This window comes from Devosia chinhatensis, from assembly GCF_000969445.1.
Classification (GTDB): Bacteria; Pseudomonadota; Alphaproteobacteria; order Rhizobiales; family Devosiaceae; genus Devosia; species Devosia chinhatensis.
In genome coordinates this window covers 376927-394122 of sequence record NZ_JZEY01000054.1, presented here as the reverse complement: position 1 = coordinate 394122, position 17196 = coordinate 376927, and the positions used below count along the sequence as shown (strand labels likewise).

22 protein-coding genes are annotated in these 17196 nt (G+C 64.6%); 14 read left to right on the top strand and 8 right to left on the bottom strand.

Annotated features, from left to right (window positions below; genetic code table 11):
- Positions 1-26 precede the first annotated feature (26 nt).
- Genes VE26_RS02025 through VE26_RS02010 form a run of 4 tightly spaced genes read left to right on the top strand, consistent with a single transcriptional unit; the run spans position 27 to position 2521 of the window.
- A complete protein-coding gene (locus VE26_RS02025; protein WP_046103549.1) occupies positions 27-779 on the top strand; it encodes an RraA family protein in 753 nt (250 codons plus the stop codon).
- Positions 780-788: 9 nt separating this feature from the next.
- The gene (locus tag VE26_RS02020; RefSeq protein ID WP_046103548.1) at positions 789-1286 is read left to right on the top strand and encodes a 2,4'-dihydroxyacetophenone dioxygenase family protein; all 498 of its coding nucleotides are present in this window, start codon (positions 789-791) and stop codon (positions 1284-1286) included.
- Positions 1264-2025 (top strand): SDR family NAD(P)-dependent oxidoreductase, encoded by a 762-nt coding sequence (locus tag VE26_RS02015; protein ID WP_046103547.1) that lies wholly within the window; start codon positions 1264-1266, stop codon positions 2023-2025. Before VE26_RS02020 ends, VE26_RS02015 begins: the two co-directional genes overlap by 23 nt.
- A 25-nt stretch (positions 2026-2050) precedes the next feature.
- On the top strand, positions 2051-2521 hold the full coding sequence (locus VE26_RS02010) for a heme-degrading domain-containing protein (RefSeq protein ID WP_244465605.1): 471 nt from the start codon (positions 2051-2053) through the stop codon (positions 2519-2521).
- A gap of 66 nt (positions 2522-2587) precedes the next feature.
- Here the strand turns inward: VE26_RS02010 and VE26_RS02005 are convergent, their stop codons facing one another.
- Positions 2588-3202, bottom strand: coding sequence for a biotin transporter BioY (locus VE26_RS02005; RefSeq protein WP_046103545.1), 615 nt, complete (start codon positions 3200-3202; stop codon positions 2588-2590).
- Between the two features lie 158 nt (positions 3203-3360).
- Between VE26_RS02005 and VE26_RS02000 the strand changes: the two genes are divergently transcribed.
- A complete protein-coding gene (locus VE26_RS02000) occupies positions 3361-4236 on the top strand; it encodes an MBL fold metallo-hydrolase (protein ID WP_160297782.1) in 876 nt (291 codons plus the stop codon).
- Between the two features lie 28 nt (positions 4237-4264).
- On the opposite strand, the gene aroC is transcribed toward VE26_RS02000, so the two are convergent.
- The gene (gene aroC, locus VE26_RS01995) at positions 4265-5380 is read right to left on the bottom strand and encodes a chorismate synthase (RefSeq protein ID WP_046103544.1); all 1116 of its coding nucleotides are present in this window, start codon (positions 5378-5380) and stop codon (positions 4265-4267) included.
- A 53-nt stretch (positions 5381-5433) separates the two neighbouring features.
- Positions 5434-6054, bottom strand: a complete 621-nt coding sequence (locus tag VE26_RS01990) for a histidine phosphatase family protein (protein ID WP_160297781.1) — start codon at positions 6052-6054, stop codon at positions 5434-5436.
- Between the two features lie 121 nt (positions 6055-6175).
- Between VE26_RS01990 and VE26_RS01985 the strand changes: the two genes are divergently transcribed.
- Positions 6176-7600 carry an FAD-binding oxidoreductase gene (locus VE26_RS01985; protein ID WP_046103543.1) on the top strand — a complete coding sequence of 475 codons (1425 nt, stop codon included), beginning with the start codon at positions 6176-6178 and terminating at the stop codon, positions 7598-7600.
- 83 nt (positions 7601-7683) lie between these two features.
- Positions 7684-8247 carry a hemerythrin domain-containing protein gene (locus VE26_RS01980; protein ID WP_046103542.1) on the top strand — a complete coding sequence of 188 codons (564 nt, stop codon included), beginning with the start codon at positions 7684-7686 and terminating at the stop codon, positions 8245-8247.
- Here VE26_RS01980 and VE26_RS01975 read toward each other — a convergent pair.
- Positions 8244-8993 carry an SOS response-associated peptidase gene (locus VE26_RS01975; RefSeq protein ID WP_046103541.1) on the bottom strand — a complete coding sequence of 250 codons (750 nt, stop codon included), beginning with the start codon at positions 8991-8993 and terminating at the stop codon, positions 8244-8246. The two genes, VE26_RS01980 and VE26_RS01975, sit on opposite strands and share 4 nt — an antisense overlap.
- Positions 8994-9061: 68 nt before the next feature.
- Here VE26_RS01975 and VE26_RS01970 point away from each other — a divergent pair, with 68 nt between their 5' ends.
- From VE26_RS01970 to VE26_RS01955, 4 genes are all read left to right on the top strand, one after another.
- Positions 9062-9463 carry an NUDIX hydrolase gene (locus tag VE26_RS01970; protein WP_046103540.1) on the top strand — a complete coding sequence of 134 codons (402 nt, stop codon included), beginning with the start codon at positions 9062-9064 and terminating at the stop codon, positions 9461-9463.
- Between the two features lie 8 nt (positions 9464-9471).
- Positions 9472-9864: a TIGR02301 family protein gene (locus VE26_RS01965; RefSeq protein WP_046103539.1), complete on the top strand. Its 393-nt coding sequence runs from the start codon at positions 9472-9474 to the stop codon at positions 9862-9864.
- A gap of 93 nt (positions 9865-9957) precedes the next feature.
- Positions 9958-10233 (top strand): hypothetical protein, encoded by a 276-nt coding sequence (locus tag VE26_RS01960; protein ID WP_046103538.1) that lies wholly within the window; start codon positions 9958-9960, stop codon positions 10231-10233.
- A 62-nt stretch (positions 10234-10295) separates the two neighbouring features.
- Positions 10296-10847, top strand: coding sequence for a hypothetical protein (locus VE26_RS01955; RefSeq protein ID WP_052715605.1), 552 nt, complete (start codon positions 10296-10298; stop codon positions 10845-10847).
- 19 nt (positions 10848-10866) lie between these two features.
- On the opposite strand, the gene VE26_RS01950 is transcribed toward VE26_RS01955, so the two are convergent.
- Positions 10867-11721: a GGDEF domain-containing protein gene (locus VE26_RS01950; protein ID WP_046103537.1), complete on the bottom strand. Its 855-nt coding sequence runs from the start codon at positions 11719-11721 to the stop codon at positions 10867-10869.
- Between the two features lie 106 nt (positions 11722-11827).
- Entirely contained in the window at positions 11828-13153 is a 1326-nt protein-coding gene (locus VE26_RS01945) for a dihydroorotase (RefSeq protein WP_046103536.1), read from the bottom strand.
- Positions 13154-13219: 66 nt separating this feature from the next.
- Here VE26_RS01945 and ygfZ point away from each other — a divergent pair, with 66 nt between their 5' ends.
- From ygfZ to VE26_RS01930, 3 genes are all read left to right on the top strand, one after another.
- Complete coding sequence (ygfZ, locus tag VE26_RS01940; protein ID WP_046103535.1) at positions 13220-14044, top strand: CAF17-like 4Fe-4S cluster assembly/insertion protein YgfZ; 825 nt, start codon at positions 13220-13222, stop codon at positions 14042-14044.
- 69 nt (positions 14045-14113) lie between these two features.
- Complete coding sequence (locus VE26_RS01935; protein ID WP_046103534.1) at positions 14114-14731, top strand: HD domain-containing protein; 618 nt, start codon at positions 14114-14116, stop codon at positions 14729-14731.
- A 99-nt stretch (positions 14732-14830) separates the two neighbouring features.
- Positions 14831-15277, top strand: a complete 447-nt coding sequence (locus tag VE26_RS01930) for a hypothetical protein (RefSeq protein ID WP_046103533.1) — start codon at positions 14831-14833, stop codon at positions 15275-15277.
- On the opposite strand, the gene VE26_RS16945 is transcribed toward VE26_RS01930, so the two are convergent.
- Positions 15274-16335: a cell wall hydrolase gene (locus VE26_RS16945; RefSeq protein WP_084619856.1), complete on the bottom strand. Its 1062-nt coding sequence runs from the start codon at positions 16333-16335 to the stop codon at positions 15274-15276. The two genes, VE26_RS01930 and VE26_RS16945, sit on opposite strands and share 4 nt — an antisense overlap.
- Positions 16336-16594: 259 nt before the next feature.
- Positions 16595-17140 carry a hypothetical protein gene (locus VE26_RS01920; protein ID WP_152658681.1) on the bottom strand — a complete coding sequence of 182 codons (546 nt, stop codon included), beginning with the start codon at positions 17138-17140 and terminating at the stop codon, positions 16595-16597.
- Between the last annotated feature and the right edge of the window lie 56 nt (positions 17141-17196).

Below are 17196 nucleotides of genomic sequence, written 5' to 3'. Positions count from 1 at the left end.
CTTTTCCTATTGAAAGGCCCTTGCAAGTGCAGTCCCCTTCCGACATCCGCGACATCAACCGTCCCCCCCGCGCCCAGTGCGATGCCCTGGCGATCATCGGCACCGCCACCGCCAGCAGCGAATTGAGCCTCATGGGCATTCGCGACGCACAGATCCATGGGCCCCGGCCGCTCAGGACCGGTCGCTCGGTCGCCGGCCCCGCGCTGACGCTGCAGATGATGCCCAAGCGCGAGGACCTTTACGGCTCCAACGAATACGACAATCCCGAGCGGCAGCTGCACCGGCATGTGCTCTATCCCGCCCAGGCCGGCGACATGGTCGTGGTCGATGCGCGCGGCGACATGGCCAGCGGCATTTTCGGCGAGATGATGCTGACCTATCTGGCCGGACGCGGCGGCGCGGGCGTTGTGGTCGATGGCTGCATCCGCGATTCCGCCAAGGCTGCCGAGCTCGACCTGGGCATCTGGGTCAAGGGCGTCACCCCCAATTATCATGCCCAGACCAATCTCATTCCCTTTGCCGTCAACGTACCGGTCGCATGCGGCGGCGCCCTGGTCATGCCGGGCGACATCATCGTGGCCGATGACGACGGCGTGGTGGTCGTGCCTGTCGCCATGGCCGACGCGCTGATCGAGCAAGCCAGCAAGCACGCCGATTGGGAGGAATTTGCGCGCTTCCGCCTCTCCCAGGGCGCGGACCTGCGCAAATATTATCCGCTGACCGCCGAGGTCGAGGACGAGTACCAGGCCTGGCGCGCAGCCCAGTCCGCACGCAGCTGAGGGCGCGCCATGTATGCGAACATGACCGGATCGGCCCATCCCCTCGCTCCGCCGGAAATTGCCGTCAAGGCGATACCGGAGGATGAGCGGGTCTGGGTCCCCCAGGCCGAGGGCGTGTGGTTCCGGCCGCTCATGCTCAATACGCTGGTCGGGCAATGGTGCAATCTGCTGCGGGTGCGACGCTCCGGCGTGCTCTCGCGGCACCTGCACCCCAATCCCGTGCATGGCTATGTCATCAAGGGCCGCTGGCATTATCGCGAGCACGACTGGGTGGCCGAGACCGGCTCCTATGTCTTCGAGCCGCCGGGGGAAATCCACACCCTCCTCGTGCCGGAAGATGTCGAGGAGATGATCACCTTCTTCAACATTACCGGCTCGATGGTCTATCTCGACGAAGACAACGCCCATATCGGCTACGAAGACGTCTTCACCAAGATCGACATGTGCCGCGCCCATTACCAGCGCGTCGGGCTCGGAGCCGATTATGTCGACCAGCTCATCCGCTGATTACGGCTGGGCGAGGGACTGGTTCGCCGGCAGGAGCGTGCTCGTCACCGGCGGCACGTCCGGCATCGGGCAGGCGGTCAGCCGGGCCTTCCTCCGCGCCGGTGCACAGGTGAGCGCCACTGGCATTGCCCAGCGCGAACTCGATGCGCTGGCCGATGATGCCGACTTCGCCGCGGCGAGCCTCTCCGTCCTCGATGTCCGGGACAATTCCGCCATTGCCGCAGACCTTGGCGGACGCGCGCGGCTCGATATCCTCGTCAATTGCGCCGGCATGATCCGCCGTGGCGAGGAACTCGATCCGGCCGTGTTCGAACAGGTGCTCGATGTCAATCTCAACGGCACGATGCGCATGTGCGCTGCGGCGCGCCCCCTGCTCGCGGCCAGTTCGGGAAGCATCGTCAATCTGGCGTCGATGCTGTCGTTTTTCGGCGGCGGCCTCGTGCCGGCCTATTCGGCCAGCAAGGGCGGGATCGCGCAATTGACCAAGTCGCTGGCCATCGCCTATGCGCCCGAAGCCATCCGCGTCAATGCCGTCGCCCCGGGCTGGATCGAGACGCCGCTGACGCAGCCGCTGCGCGACGATGAGAGCCGCGCCGGTCTCATCCTCGCCCGCACTCCGCTCAAGCGCTGGGGAGGCCCAGACGAGGTGGCCAATGCCGTGCTCTTCCTCTGCTCGCCGGCGGCCTCCTTCATTACGGGCTCCACCCTGGTCGTCGATGGCGGCTATTCGATCACCTGAACCCACTGTCGCAAGGACACCTATCGTGCATCCCACGCCCAGCATGGACGCCCTTCTCGAAGAACAATCCCGCCTCGTGCTGAAACGGTTCGACTATGCCCTCGCCTGGCAGATCGGCGCTTCGATCCAGTCGATGGCCGCCGAGCGCAACCTGCCCATCGGCATCGAGGTCGCCCATGGCGCGAGCCCGGTCTTTCTCGCCATCATGCCCGGAGCCACGCCCGACAATGTCGACTGGGTGCGCCGCAAGCGCGCCGTGGCGCTGCGCTTCCACCAAAGCTCGCTCTACATGCGGCTCTTGTGCGAGAGCAAGGACGTCAATTTCCACACCCGCTATCGCCTGCCGGAGGCCGATTTCGCCGCCAGCGGCGGCAGCGTTCCGATCGTGGTCGGGACGGTGGGCGTGGTCGGCGCGGTGTCGGTCAGCGGCCTGCCCGATGTCGAAGATCATCGCCTTGTTATCTCGGCCATCAGCGCATTGCGCGACGCGGCCTGAACGCCGTCCAGACAAAAAAGGGCCGGTGTTTCCACCGGCCCTTTGTCATGTGTGGTGTCGGATCGATCAGCGCTTGGCGCCGAACAGGCCCCAGAGACCGGTCACGGTCAGCGCCGCAAAGGCCATCTTGAGCGCGTCCCAGACCAGGAAGGGTTGCACGGCCTTGGCAAAGGCGGAGGCCAGCACATTGGACTGGTCCACCCACTGGGCGGCGCCGGCCATGGCGACCAGCCAGGCAAAGCCGAAGGCATAGAGCACAGCCGTGCCCGCCAGCATCGCGCCGAACAGGGCGAAGGGCCGTCCGGAAGCGCCACGATCGGCGGCGAAGCCGACAATGGCGGCCTGTGCCAGGAAGCCGAGCAGGAAACCGCCGGTCGGGCCGACGAGATAGGGCAGACCGCCGCCGGTGGCAAAGACCGGCAGGCCGAACGCGCCCTGGGCCAGGTAGAGCGCCACCGTGGCCACGGCGATGCGCATGCCGAAGGTAGCGGCCAGCGCGGCAATGGCAAAGCTTTGCAGCGTCACCGGCACCGGCCAGACCGGCACGTTGATCTTGGCGGCGGCGGTGATGAGCAGGGTGCCCAGAACGACGATTGCGCCATTGATCGCCAGCTTGGCGACATTGCCCTTGGGCTGGAATGCGCCGAGCAGTGTATTCGGCGTGGTCAAAGTCACGGCCATTTCGTACCTTCCATGCTTAGTGGAAATGTCCGCGCCCCTCGTGACGCCGGATCATTCCGTCCCTCGCTTCATACTTTCTCGTGACATCCTGCGCAATGGCAAGCTCCGCCCCAGCCCCCCGCTTTGACACAGACTTTCGCCCCGAGGTCGGCACGCCCGTGGCCCAGGCGCCGGGCATCGTGCGGATCACCGCGCCCAATGCATCGGCCTATACCTTCACCGGCACCAACAGCTTTCTCCTCGGCGAGGAGCGGCTCGCTCTGGTCGATCCGGGCCCGGTCGACGTCATGCATGCGGCGGCGCTCGAAAAGGCCATTGCCGGCCGTCCCGTCGATTGCATCCTCCTCACCCATACCCATCGCGACCACAGCGCCTCGGCGTCGCGCTGGGCCAAAGGACTTGGAGCGCCGCTCTGGTTCGGCGGCCCGCATCGTCTCTCCCGCCCCCTGCGGCGATTCGAGTGCAATCCGATCCGGCGCTCCTGCGACTGGGATCTCGTGCCCGACCGGACCTTGCAGGATGGTCAATCCATCATGGCCGGCGACATGGAGATCGTGGTGCATGCCACGCCCGGTCATTGCGCCAATCACCTGGCCTTCGGCATTGCCGGAACGCCGATCCTGCTCTCGGGCGATCACGTGATGGGCTGGAATTCGACGCTGGTTTCGGTGCCTGATGGCGCAATGGCCGATTATCTGGCTTCGCTCGATAAGGTCGTCGCCCTGCCCTACGAGACCTATCTGCCGGCCCATGGCGGCCCGATTGCCGATGGTCCCGCCTATGCACGTGCCCTCAAGGCCCACCGGCAGATGCGCAACGGGCAGGTGCTGGAAGCCATTGGGCGCGGCGAACAGACCCTGGGCGCCATTGTCGATGTCATCTATCCCACCCAGCCCGCCAAGGTGCGGCTGGCGGCCCGGATGACCATGATGGCCCATGTCGAATATCTCGAAGGCCTGGGCCTGCTCGAAGTCCGGCGCGGGTTTTTCGGCATGCGCCTGGCGCTGACGCCGACAGGGCGAAACCAAGTCTAGGCACCTGTCGCCGGCGAGGCGAACGGGGCTAGTTGCGCTGGAAACCCACGCCGGCTTCCCGGCCCGTCTGGCCGCGATGGCGCAGCATGTGGTCGGCCAGCACCAGCGCCATCATTGCCTCGCCGACCGGCACGGCACGGATGCCGACGCAAGGGTCGTGCCGACCCTTGGTGATGATGTCGGCGTCCTCGTTGGCGCTCGTCACCGTCTGGCGCGGCGTCAGGATCGAGGAGGTCGGCTTGACCGCAAAGCGGCACACCACCGGGTCGCCATTGGAAATGCCGCCCAGAATGCCGCCGGCCTTGTTCGACAGGAAATAGGGCGCCTCCGGTCCGGCGCGCATTTCATCGGCATTCTCGACCCCGGTGAGGCTGGCGGCCTCGAAGCCGGCGCCGATTTCCACCGCCTTGACCGCGTTGATGCTCATCATGGCCGAAGCGAGATCGGCGCTGAGCTTGCCATAGACCGGCGCGCCCCAGCCGGGCGGCACGCCCTCGGCCACCACCTCGATTACCGCCCCCACCGAATTGCCGTCCTTCCGGATGCCGTCGAGGTAATCCGCCCAGAGCGCGGCTGCCTTGGCATCGGCACAGAAGAAGGGGTTTTCGCCCACCTGCGCCCAGTCGAAATTGTCGTAGTCGATCTTGTGCGGACCCACCTGCACGAGGCTGGCGCGGATGGTGATGCCGGACAGTACCTGCCGCGCCACCGCGCCCGCTGCGACCCGCGCCGCCGTTTCGCGCGCCGAGGTGCGACCGCCGCCCCGATAATCGCGGATGCCGTATTTCTGGTCATAGGTGAAGTCGGCATGGCCCGGGCGATACTTGTCCCGGATTTCCGAATAATCCTTGGAGCGCTGGTCGGTGTTCTCGATCATCAGCGAAATGGGCGTGCCGGTGGTGCGCGGCCCGTCGGTACGCTCGTCCTCGAACACGCCCGAAAGGATGCGCACTTCGTCGGGCTCGCGTCGCTGGGTCGTGTATTTGCTCTGGCCCGGCTTGCGGCGGTCGAGGTCGCGCTGGATGATTTCGGGGGTCAGCAGAATGCCCGGCGGGCAGCCATCGACCACGACGCCCAGCGCCGGCCCATGACTTTCGCCCCAGGTGGTGAACCGGAAAAGATGCCCGAACGTGTTGAAAGACATGGCGCTGCCCCCTGGCTTAGCGGCTTTCTAGGCAGGCGCGGCCCGCAGGTCAATCAGAGGTCGGCGGCCCCGAGCAGTTCCAGGCGACCGGGCGTGAAGTGCATGATCACGTCCTGGGGCGGCGCCCAGTTGATGACCTCGGCGATTGGCGCCCGCTCGATCAGGACGCGCAAGGCCCGGGCGATGCCGCCATGCGCCACCACCACCGACGGGCCCTTGAGCACGCCGGCAAATTCGGTCAGCCGCGCTTCCACGTCGCGGTAATTCTCGCCGTTTTCGGGCCGGAATTCCCAATAGGTTTCATCGCGCGCGCCGGGCGCCACGGCCATGTTGGCGGGCAATTCGTCGTGCAGGCTGCCTTCGAGCACACCGAAGCTGATTTCCATCAGCCGCACGTCATATTGCACATCGGGCAGGTGCTGGGAAAATCCCAGCCGTACCCTGTCCATGGTTTCGCGCGTGCGCCCCAGCGGGGAGGCGTGCCATTCAAAGCTGGTGGGGTCGATGCCGCGCGCCGCGAACAGGGCCGCCAAGGTCTTGCCGTTCTGGCTAGCCTGGCCTCTGCCCTTGTCGTTGAGGGGAATATCCTTGCGCCCCTGATAGCGGCGCTCGGCGTTCCAGGGCGTTTCACCATGCCGGATGAAGTAAATTTCCGGCCAGACAAGGGTGGTCATGGCATCTCGCGCGGCGTCGTCGCGCGTCCTCATGCTGGAGTCGACCTGTTGCTTGTGGCACATGGTGTTACGGGCGAACAAGGTCGCCGCCCGCATATCTGTCCAGCTTTCCGGATTTGTCATGCCCCTCAGCACCGCCGAAATCGCTTCCGCCCTTGCCGACCTTGTCGGCAGCGACAATCTGGTGACGGATGCGACCCATATGGGGGCCTGGCTCAACGAGCCGCGCAAGCGCTTTCATGTGCCCGCCGCTGCCGTGGTCACCCCGCCCGATCTTGCCGCCGTGCAGGCCGTGATGGCCTGGGCGCATGCGCATGGCGTTGCCATCATCCCCCAGGGAGGCAATACCGGCCTCGTCGGCGCACAGGTGCCCCGCTCGGGCGGCGAGGTGATCCTCAGCCTGCAAAAGCTCGACCGCATCCGCTCGCTCGACCTGGCCGCCGGGGTGATGGTTGCCGAGGCCGGCGTCATTCTCGAAACCGCCCACAAGGCAGCCGAGGACGCCGGGGCCATGTTCCCGCTCTGGCTGGCCTCGCAGGGCTCGGCCCGTATCGGGGGCGTGCTGTCCTCCAATGCCGGGGGCGTCAATGTCCTGGCCTATGGCAATGCGCGCGAACTCACCCTCGGCGTCGAGGCGGTGCTGGCCGATGGGCGGCTTTATCGCGGGCTCAACGCCCTCAAGAAGGACAATACCGGCTACGATCTCAAGGACCTCCTGGTCGGTGCCGAGGGCACGCTCGGCATCATCACCGCCGCGAGCCTCAAGCTTTATCCGCTCCCCGAGGATTATGAGACCGCGCTCGTCAACGTCGCCTCGCCGCAGGCGGCGCTCGAGATGTTCCAGCTCATGCGCCAGCGCGCCGGCGCGCGCCTCAATGCCTTCGAGCTGATCCCCTGGATCGGGCTCGATTTCCAGCTGCGCCACAACATGCTCGACCGCGACCCGACCGCCAGCGCCTCACCCTGGTACGCGCTGATCGAGCTTACCCGCATGGCCGGCACCGCGCCCGGCGCCTTGCAATCGAGCCTCGAAGCCGCGTTCGAGGCCGGCCTCATCTCCGACGCCGTGCTCGCCGAAAGTCTTGCCGACCGCACCCGCATGTGGGCCTTTCGAGAACAGATGAGCGAGTGCCAGTCCCGCGAAGGCGCCTCGATCAAGCACGACGTTTCCGTGCCCATCGCCGCCATCCCGGCCCTCATCGCCGAAGGTTCGGCTGCCGCCGAAAAGCTCGTGCCGGGCATTCGCCCCGTGCCTTTCGGCCACATGGGCGACGGCAATATCCATTTCAATTTCTCCATGCCGCTGGGCGCCGATCCGAAGGCCTTCATGGCCGAGTTCGACGAGGCCATGCACGAAGCCATCTACGAGGTCGTGCTGCGCCATGGCGGCTCGGTCTCGGCCGAGCACGGCATCGGTCAGCTCAAGGTGGACCTGCTGGAGCGGGTCAAGGACCCGGTGGCGCTCGAGATGATGCGCGCCATCAAGACCGCGCTCGATCCCAAGGGCATTCTCAATCCGGGCAAGATGCTTCGCGCCGCGCCATAAGACTGACGGCAGCGCTTGTCCGCACCCGGTCACTCCCCTGTGCCTTCTTGATCGCGGGCGCACATCGCCCCATCTGTTGGCCCATGCTGCTCAAAGACATACAATTTCTCGACGACGCCACCCGTCCCGCCATTCCGGCCCTTCCCGGTATAACCGAGGCGCAGAAGCGTCCCGGCCAGCACCTGCGCATGATCCACGATCACCTGCGCGAGAACATGGAGGTGCTCGGGCGCCTGATCGAGCGCGCCGCGGCCGGCGAGGCGACACCCGACCAGGTCCGCGCCGAGACCGCCGATCTGGTCATGGTTTCCAATTATCGCCGGTTCGGCACCCTGTGCGGGCAATATTGCCAGTTCGTGCATGGCCACCACTCGATCGAAGACCAGATGATCTTCCCGTCGATCGCGGCGAAAGGCCCGGCCTTCAAGGCCATTGCCGATCGGCTCCAGGCCGAGCACGTCATCGTGCACCAATTGCTCGAACAGCTGATCGACGCGCTGATCCGGCTCTCCGAGGCCCCAGGTCGCAGCAATTTCGACGACGCGGTCAGCGTGTTCCGTGCGCTCGAAAAGGTGCTGCTCAGCCATCTCGGCTACGAAGAAGAGGCCATCGGCGACGCGCTGGGCTATTTCGACATCGGCGTCTAGAACAGATCCATCTGTCCGCCGCCGCCGGCAACCTTTTTCGTCCGCGCCGGCTTGGCCTCCGGCATCGGCGCCTCGTCGCTCACCGGCTCGATCAGCCCCGGATCATCGTCGCGCGCCGAATTGACCCGCGTCGAAACGGGATGGAATTTCAGCACGCCATCGGCAAGCGGCAGCGCCAGTTGCGCCGCCTCCCTTGCCCGCACCTCTCGTACATTGAGCCAGGCATCCTGACTCTCCGCGTCGAGCAGGATGGCCGGCATGCGATCGTGCACGACCGACAATTGCGCGTTGGCCGGAACGGTGATGGTGGCCACCGAATCCACCTCTTCCCCCTCCGGCCCGCTCCAGGTGGCATATAAACCCGCCAGGGCCAGGGGCTGACCGTCGGCGCGGGTGATGTAATAGGGCCGCTTCTGCTTGTCGGGCCCCGTATGCCATTCGTAATAGCCGCTGGCCGGCACGATGCAGCGACCATGCTTGAGCGGGTCGCGAAAGGCGGGCTTGTCGGCCATGGTCTCGGCCCTGGCATTGACCAGCAGCGGGAATTCGCGCGGATCCTTGACCCAGGACGGCACGAGGCCCCAGCGGGCAAAATGCGGCTCCCGCCGCCCCTCGCCTTCCCAGATGGCCACGATGGGCTGGGTGGGGGCGATGTTGAAGCGCGGCACCATGTCGATCGACTTGAGCAGCTTGAACAGCGCGACCATCATTTCGGGCGGCAGGGTCGAGGCATAGCGTCCGCACATGACGTGTCTCCTTTACCAATGCAGAGGTAATCTCTTGCAGGACGAATCGCAAACCCGGCTCCCCCGCCATGAATGACCAACCCAATGCAGCCAGTGTCGGCATCGTGCGCCACGGCAAGATCCTGCTGATCAAGCGGGCGCTCGCCCCCTACCAGAACCTGTGGACCTTTCCTGGCGGCCGCATGGACCCGGGCGAAACCATCGAGCAATGCGCCATCCGCGAAGTCCAGGAAGAACTCGCCCTGACGGTGCGCAATCCGCGCCATGTCGTCACCCAGGCGCTGGGCCGGGACGGCACCTATCGGCTGGCCGTCTACACCACCACCGATTATATCGGCACGATTCGCCCCAGCGACGAGATCGCCGACCACAAATGGGCCGATCCGGGCATGCTGCTGGCCCTGCGCACCACGTCCCGCCTCGATGACGTGATCACGCAATGCTTTCGCGTCCTCGGCCAGAACTGGTAGAAGGCGACATGACCGTCGCTGCCCGACCCCTTTTCCAGTTCTGCCGCCCGCTTCTTGCGCTGGGGCTCGCCCTTGCCTTTTCGGCTCCAAGTCTGGCGGTGGACCCGCCCTATCAGCGGCAGATGGAACGACTGTCCGAAATCATGGGCAGTCTCTATTTCCTGCAGCCGCTCTGCAAGGCCGGCACCGAGGACTGGCGGGCGCAGATGGCGGACCTGATCGAGCTGGACGAGCCCGACGAGGATCGCCGCCAGCGTCTCGCCGGGGCCTTCAACGGCGGCTACACCGCCTTTTCGCGCTTCCATCGCAATTGCACGCCGGCCTCGCGCGAAGCGCTGACACGGCTATTGTTCGAGGCGCAAAAGCTCTCCCGCGAGATCCATACGCGCTTTGCCGAATGAAGCGTTAACGCCCTGGTAGAATTGCCTACAGCGCATTAACCTTTGCATTACTTCTGCCGCGCCCGCCCCGGATACGCATGTTATGCGGGAGCCATGAGCACCACCAAATCCATCTTCTCGCCCGCATCCGGCCTTGGTCCGTTCGACCATCAGGCCGAGCGTCAACTGGCGCTCGAATATCTCGCCGAGGCCTGGAACAGCGCGGAAGAAGATGGCCTGGAAAGCGCGTCGCTGGCCCATGCTTCGCTTTTTGCGGCCCTTGCCACCTTCGTGCGCCTGCATGGCGACGAGGCCACTGCCGATCTTATGGAGCAATTGCCCGAGCGGATCCGCAATGGCGAGTACAATCTCGAGCGCATCCTGCAATAGGCTTTCGCCTTATCCTCGACGCATGCCCGCCCTAGCGTTTCCTCCACACAGGAGAATCGCCCATGCGCAAAACCCTCGTCCTCGCAGCCAGCCTTGCTCTTTGCCTGCCCGCCCTCGCGCAGGAGACAGCGGAGACCCCGCAATGGCCCGAGCCGGAAATCAGCGATGACATTTCCGCCCTACCCGAGCCCGTTCGCGCCAAGCGGCAGGCTTTGATCGATGCGGCGCGCAGCGGCGATATCGAAGAGCTTCGCGCTTTGGTCGAGGCGCAGGCATCGCCTCCCAATGTGAGCTTCGGGAACCCCGAGGACGCCGTCGATTATCTCAAGGACGCGTCCGAGGACGATGATGGTCGCCAGATCCTGGGCCTGCTGATCGACCTCTTCGATCAGCCCTATGCCTTCTATCCCGACAGCGGCGGGCAGACCAATTACATCTGGCCGTACCTCGCCGAACTTCCTCCCGATTCCCTGACGCCAGAGCAGCAGGTCGACGCCTATCGCCTGCTCGACAGCGCCCAGATCGAGGAGCTCAAGCAATTCGGCGCCTGGTATTACTGGCGCACCGTGATCAACGAGGCCGGTGACTGGTCCGCCTTCGTGGCTGGCGATTGAGCCTGCGGCGCCTGCACGCCTAGAGACTGGCGCCCACGACCTGGTTCCGGCCACGCGTCTTGGCGTCGTAGAGGTTCTTGTCGGCGGCGCGGAGCATTTCGGCAAATGTTTCCACGGCCGGGTCGCCGCGATGCACGCCAAAGCTGGCCGTTATCGTGTGCGGCTCGCCCCCCAGGCTCGGCCGCCAGCCCTCGATGGCGCTGCGGATGCGTTCGGCGGCCAATAGTCCGAATTCGAGACTGTCGTCCGTGGCCACCACGCAGAACTCCTCGCCGCCGATCCTGGCGATGAGGTCATAGGGCCGCAACTGGCGCTGCGTCACCTCGGCCACGATCATCAGCACTTCGTCGCCCGCAGCATGGCCGAAGCGGTCGTTGATGTCCTTGAAATGGTCGAGGTCGAAAGCGATCACCCAGACCGCCTGGCCACGTCGCGTGGCGCGGTTGATTTCGATGGAAACCGCATTCTGCAGCCAGCGTCGATTGCCCAGCCCGGTGAGGGAATCGCTGTTGGCCTGCCGCTTGAGCACGGCGAGCGAGCGCTCGTGGGATCGCACCAGCCCCAGCACCTTTTCGGCCAGCCGCTTGATCCCGTCGCTGCCGCGCACTTCGACGAAGGGCTCGATCCCGTCCTGTTGGTAGCGATCCACCGCCCGGATCAGCCGGTCGATCGGACTGACCAATTGATAGACCGCCAGGAACGAAAGTACCGCTCCCAACAGCGTCGCCAGCAGCGCCACCACGAGGATCGGCAGCGGGTCGGATGGCCGCCCCAGCCCCAGATAGACGATGAGCGCGATCAGCGGCAGGTGGATGGTCAGGAAACAGACCAGGAAAACCTTGGCGGCCAGGGAATTGCGGATGATTGACGGCATGGGAACGACATTGCTTGCGCTGGTGTTGGCGCGAAGCTACCCCCGCCCGGTTAGGTCGATCCTTCCCCTTACGATAAAATTGTATCCATTGCGCCGCGCCGGGGGTCTACCCGGCCAGAGCCTCGAGGAAGCGCATGGGCTGGCCCTTGTTGGGGGTCAGCAATTCGCCCTGCCACATCACTTTGTGGCCGCGCACCACCGTGCCCACCGGCCAGCCGGTCACCGTCACCCCATCATAGGGCGTCCAGCCGGCGCGGCTTTCGATCCAGTCATTGGTGATGGTTTCGCGCCGCTTCATGTCGACGATGGTGAGGTCGGCGTCGTAGCCCACGGCGATCCGGCCCTTGTTGGCGATGCCGAACAGGCGATTGGGCCCGTGACTGGTCATGTCGACGAAACGCTGCAGGCTCAGCCGCCCGGCATTGACGTGGTCGAGCATGGTCGGCACCAGCGTCTGCACCCCGGTCATGCCCGAATGGCTCTGCGGATAGGGATGATCCTTTTCCTCGCGCGTATGCGGCGCATGGTCGGAGCCAAGGATGTCAGCAACGCCATTGGCGACACCCTTCCAGATGCCCTCGCGATGATCCCGGTCGCGCACGGGCGGGTTCATCTGCGCATAGGTGCCCAGCCGGGTATAGGCCGTTTCATCCAGCGTCAGGTGGTGCGGGGTCACCTCGACGCTCGCCACGTCCTTGTGGTCGGCCAGATAGACCATCTCTTCCTTGGTCGAAATATGCAGCACATGGATGCGCTTGCCGGTCTTGCGCGCCAAGTTCACCAGCCGCGTCGTGCAGCTCATCGCCACTTCCGGCGAGCGCCAGACCGGATGGCTGGACGGATCGCCCTCGACACGCAGGCCCTTGCGGTCTTCGAGCATGTATTCGTCTTCCGAGTGGAAGGCGGCGCGGCGTGAAATCGCCCGCAGGATCGCCTCCACCCCCGCATCGTCCTGTACCAGTAGCGAGCCGGTGGACGAGCCCATGAACACCTTGACGCCCGCGCAGCCCGGGAGCTTTTCCAGAACGGCAAGCTCGCCGACATTTTCGTGGGTGCCGCCGATATAAAAGGCGAAGTCGCAATGCATGCGATCGGTACCGGCGGCGATCTTGGCCTCGAAGGTTTCGCGCGTCGTGGTCAGCGGATTGGTATTGGGCATTTCGAACACGCCCGTCACCCCGCCCATGACCGCGCCGCGCGAGCCGCTTTCGAGGTCTTCCTTGTGCGTCAGGCCGGGCTCCCGAAAATGCACCTGAGTATCGATCACGCCGGGCAGGATGTGGAGGCCGCTGCAATCGACGATCTCGGCGGCGCTGCCCTCGATGGTGCCGAGCGCGGCGATCCGTCCATCCTTGACCGCAATGTCGGCCAGGCCCTCGCCATCATGGTTGACCAGCGTGGCGTTCTTGAAAATCACGTCGTACTGGGCCATGTCTCGGTTCCTGCTGCTGGTCATGTCCGGCCGGTTTAGCATGGGTGCTCCGAGAGGCAAGCCACCATGATTGTTCATCTGCGCGCCGACCGCGCCCTGTTCCGGTTTTCCGGCCCCGATGCTCACAAGCTGGTCAACGACGTGGTGACCGGCCATGTACCCCATCAGGATGAGGAAAGCGCCGCCGCTTGGGCGCTGCTCTCCCCGCAGGGCAAGATTCTCGCCGAAGGCCTTTCCATTTGGCGTGAGGACGCGCTCTGGCTGGACACCCACATGTCGGTCGCCGACGACTTCTTCAAACGCATGCGCATGTACAGGCTGCGCGCCAAGGCCGAGATCGAGGATCTTCGCGAGAGCCACCGCGTCGGCTTTTCCGCCAAAGCCGTGCCCGGCGCGGCGCGCAACCGGCTTGGCCCGGTCGAGCTTGGCCACCATGTCATCGCCCCTCTCTCGGATACGACCGACTGGTCGAGCGATGAGCGCCCCTACAACGCCGCACGGATCGAGGCGGGCATCCTGCATCAGGGCAATGACTTTCCGGCCAATGATACATTCGCCCACGATATTGGCCTGGACATCCTCGAGGGCATCGACTTCGTCAAAGGCTGCTATGTCGGCCAGGAGGTCGTGTCGCGCATGAAGCATCGCGGCACTGCTCGCCGCCGACCCGTCCTCGTCACCGGCATCGATGCCCCCTCGGGCAGTCCGATCCTTGCCGGCGGGCGCGAGGCCGGCACGACCGGTCAGGTGCTCGATGGCAAGGCTGTCGCCATCGTCCGCCTCGACCGGGTTACCGATCCGGCCGACGTCACAATCGCTGAAAAGCCGGTCAGCCTGGCCTTGCCCTCATGGGCCACGTACCAGTTCGGTGAAACAGTCGCGGAAGAATAGCGCCGCATTCTCGAATCGACCGCATCTGCTAGTGTCGGCGCTCACAGTCTGCTAACCAAGTCGCCTCAGATGTCACGTCAAAGCTCCCGCGCCTGGCAGCGCATGCTGTCGGGCCGCCGTCTCGACATTCTCGATCCCTCTCCGGTCGATGTCGAGCTCAGCGACATTGCCCATGGCCTGGCGCGCGTCGCCCGCTGGAACGGCCAAACCCTTGGCGATTATCCGTTTTCCGTCGCGCAGCACTCGGTTCTCGTGCTCGAATTGTTCCGCGCCACCCAGCCCGCCGCGACCCCGGTGGCGCAATTGCAGGCGCTTTTGCACGATGCACCCGAATATGTGATGGGTGACATCATCTCGCCGTTCAAGGCGGCCATGGGCGGCAATTACAAGGATGTTGAAAATCGTTTGTTGTCAGCGATTTACCTGCGCTTCTCCTTGCCCGCCACCATGCCCGCTATACTGGTGAAACAGGTCAAGAAGGCCGACCAGGAGGCCGCCTATTTCGAAGCCACCCACCTTGCCGGGTTCGAGCCGGCCGAGGCGCGGAAATTCTTCGGCGAACCGGGCCAGCCAGCCTTTGACGTCGAGGCCTTCGACCGGCTGATCCGGCCCTGGCCGACGCATCAGGCACATGATCGATTTATCCAGGTTTTCGAGGACATTACGCGATCTATCCCCGGCCGCTGAATTAACCATAACAAGGGATTAAGGTCGCGGCGCAGGAGCGGTATGGTTACTGATCCATTAAGGCCTATGTGCCGAATTGGAACAGATCGGATCGCCGAAATGAACCTGCCGACCCGCCAAATGCTCATGGGCATGACCCTGGGCGCGCTCTGCGCCACCGGCCTTGCCGCCATCGGTCCGGGCTATGTTCTGGAAGCTTTTGCCGACGAAATGCCGGCCGGCTTCAATGCCGACAAGCTCGTCCGCTTCGGCGACCGCGACTACGAAGTGGCCTATGCCGACTGGGTGTCCACCGACCCCTTGTCTACCGCAACGGTCAAGAAGATCGAGGCCGGAAAGGTGAGCTATGTCAGCATTACCACTACCGCCACCGGCACCTACTCGACCGACGCCCTGACCTCGCCGCACGTGCTTTATCCCGGCATCGACGTGCGGGAAGCCAATCCAACCGGCAATTTCTTCGCCTTCTGGTCCGGCGGCAGCTGGCAAGGATTTGCCAGCCAGCGCGGCAATTCCTTCATCTCCATATCGGGCCCGGCTCGCTAGCCAAACAGCCAGCCGCGCTTGAACTTGTAGAAGACGTGCAGGCCGATCTGGGTGACCTTGTCCATGCGGGGTGCCCAGGCGGGGCGAACGTAAGTGGCATGGTAATGGGTCGCGTCGCCGACTTCGGTCAGGTAGAGCTCGCCGGTCGTCACCTTGCTGGCAATATCCTCGGCCTGATCCCAGGGCTTGCGCTCGTTGACCACTTCGGGAATGCCGTCACAGGCAAAGGAGAACTGGCAGGCATTCTTGCGGTGCTGGTTCTGGAAAACCACGCCGCAGATCGTGTCGGGATAGCGATGGTCCTTGGTCCGGTTCATCACCACCTGCGCCACGGCAACCTGGCCGCGATAGCTTTCGCCACGCGCTTCGAAGTAGATGGCCGTCGCCAGGCACCAGAGCTCCCGATCGGAGACCTTGAGCTCTTCGGGCTCGAGCGACCGGGCCGTGACCGGCTCGTTGGCACGGGCATAGGCAAGCTGCTCCGGCATGGTTTCGGGCATGGTCACCTGCCCCAGATTGTCGCGGCTGCCCGGAGCGATGCCGGCAATGGCGTCGAGCGCGGCGGCGGCATTGGGATGAAGCGAGGCCACCGACATGCGTGGCCCTTCGTCCTCGGCTGTCGCGCCAGCATCGGCGAGGCTGGACTGGCCGAGCGCGGCGGCATCAGCCGGACTGCGCAGGGCCGCAAGACGCGTCCGGGCATTCTCGAAGCTCTTGGCAATGGTGAGGGCGTCAACGACCGGGCGGACGCGATCACCCTTTTGGGCGCGATTGGGTCCGGCAAATATCTCCGAGGCGAAGAGATGGTCGACCGAACCGGTAATGACCGGATCGACGCCCGAGAAAGTGAGGCTGGCCAGGGCCAGGTCGGGTGCGGGCTGTCCCGGCACACCATACTCGCCGAGGGGACCGGAACCGGGGCCGAACGCGCCAGTGGCGAGGCCCAGATAGGCAAGGGACGCGACACCGCCCAATGTCAGAGTCCTGACAAGGGCTAGTCCCAGGCGAACCGCTCTAGCCCGGTGCACATGCACCTGGGGCCGGTGGGAAAGGGCCATAAAAGCTACTCAACGCTACAAAACACAACTCAAGCGCGGCAATTGTGACGCTCAAATGCCGCTGAGCGTGATCATCTCTTATTAGGGTTAGCGGGGAGTAAATGCTGTTCCGGGCCGCGAAAGGGCGTCGATGTGGCAAGGATTGGGCAAGCGGCCAATAGAACTGGTGCGACGGGCCCTCGGCGCACAAAACCCCGCGTTGACAGCACTTTGCATGTTACAACGCGAGGAGATGACAATCCCGTTATGTCGGGAACGATTAGGAGCAGGCCGCCAGGACCGGTGCGACGCTCTGGGCAAAATCGGCGACGCGGAAGCGTACGGACAGCGTTCGCGTGCTGGCCGGCGTCACCCGCACAGTCAGGTTGGTGACCCCAGCCAGGTTGTTGATGAACGCCAGGGCATCGCGGCTGCTGTCGATGAGGACGGCCGTGTTTTCCGAATTCACGGGCAAGGTGCTGCTGCGCCGGGTCAGATCGTATTGCAGCGTCAGCCCCACATCATTGCCAAGAGACGACAGGATATTGCCGGCGAAGCCGAAGGCGACCTGCAGGCCATTTGGCTCGCAGGAGACCGTAATCGTCGCCGGTGCCCGCCCACTGGGACGGGCCGGGATCAATTGCTCGGATTCGAGCACCACCGCATCGCCAGTCGTTCCTTCGGCACCCATGAAGAGATCGTCATAACAGGCCAGTCGCGCCGTATCATCGGCTATGGCGGAGCATTGCGCTCCAGTTTGCCCCAGGGCCGGAGCAGACACGGCCAGCAGGCCCGGCAAAACCAAGACAGCGATTAATCTCTTCACGAACGCTATGCCCCCTTCGATCGGCCCTTCGGCCTTGTTGGTGGATTCTATATGGG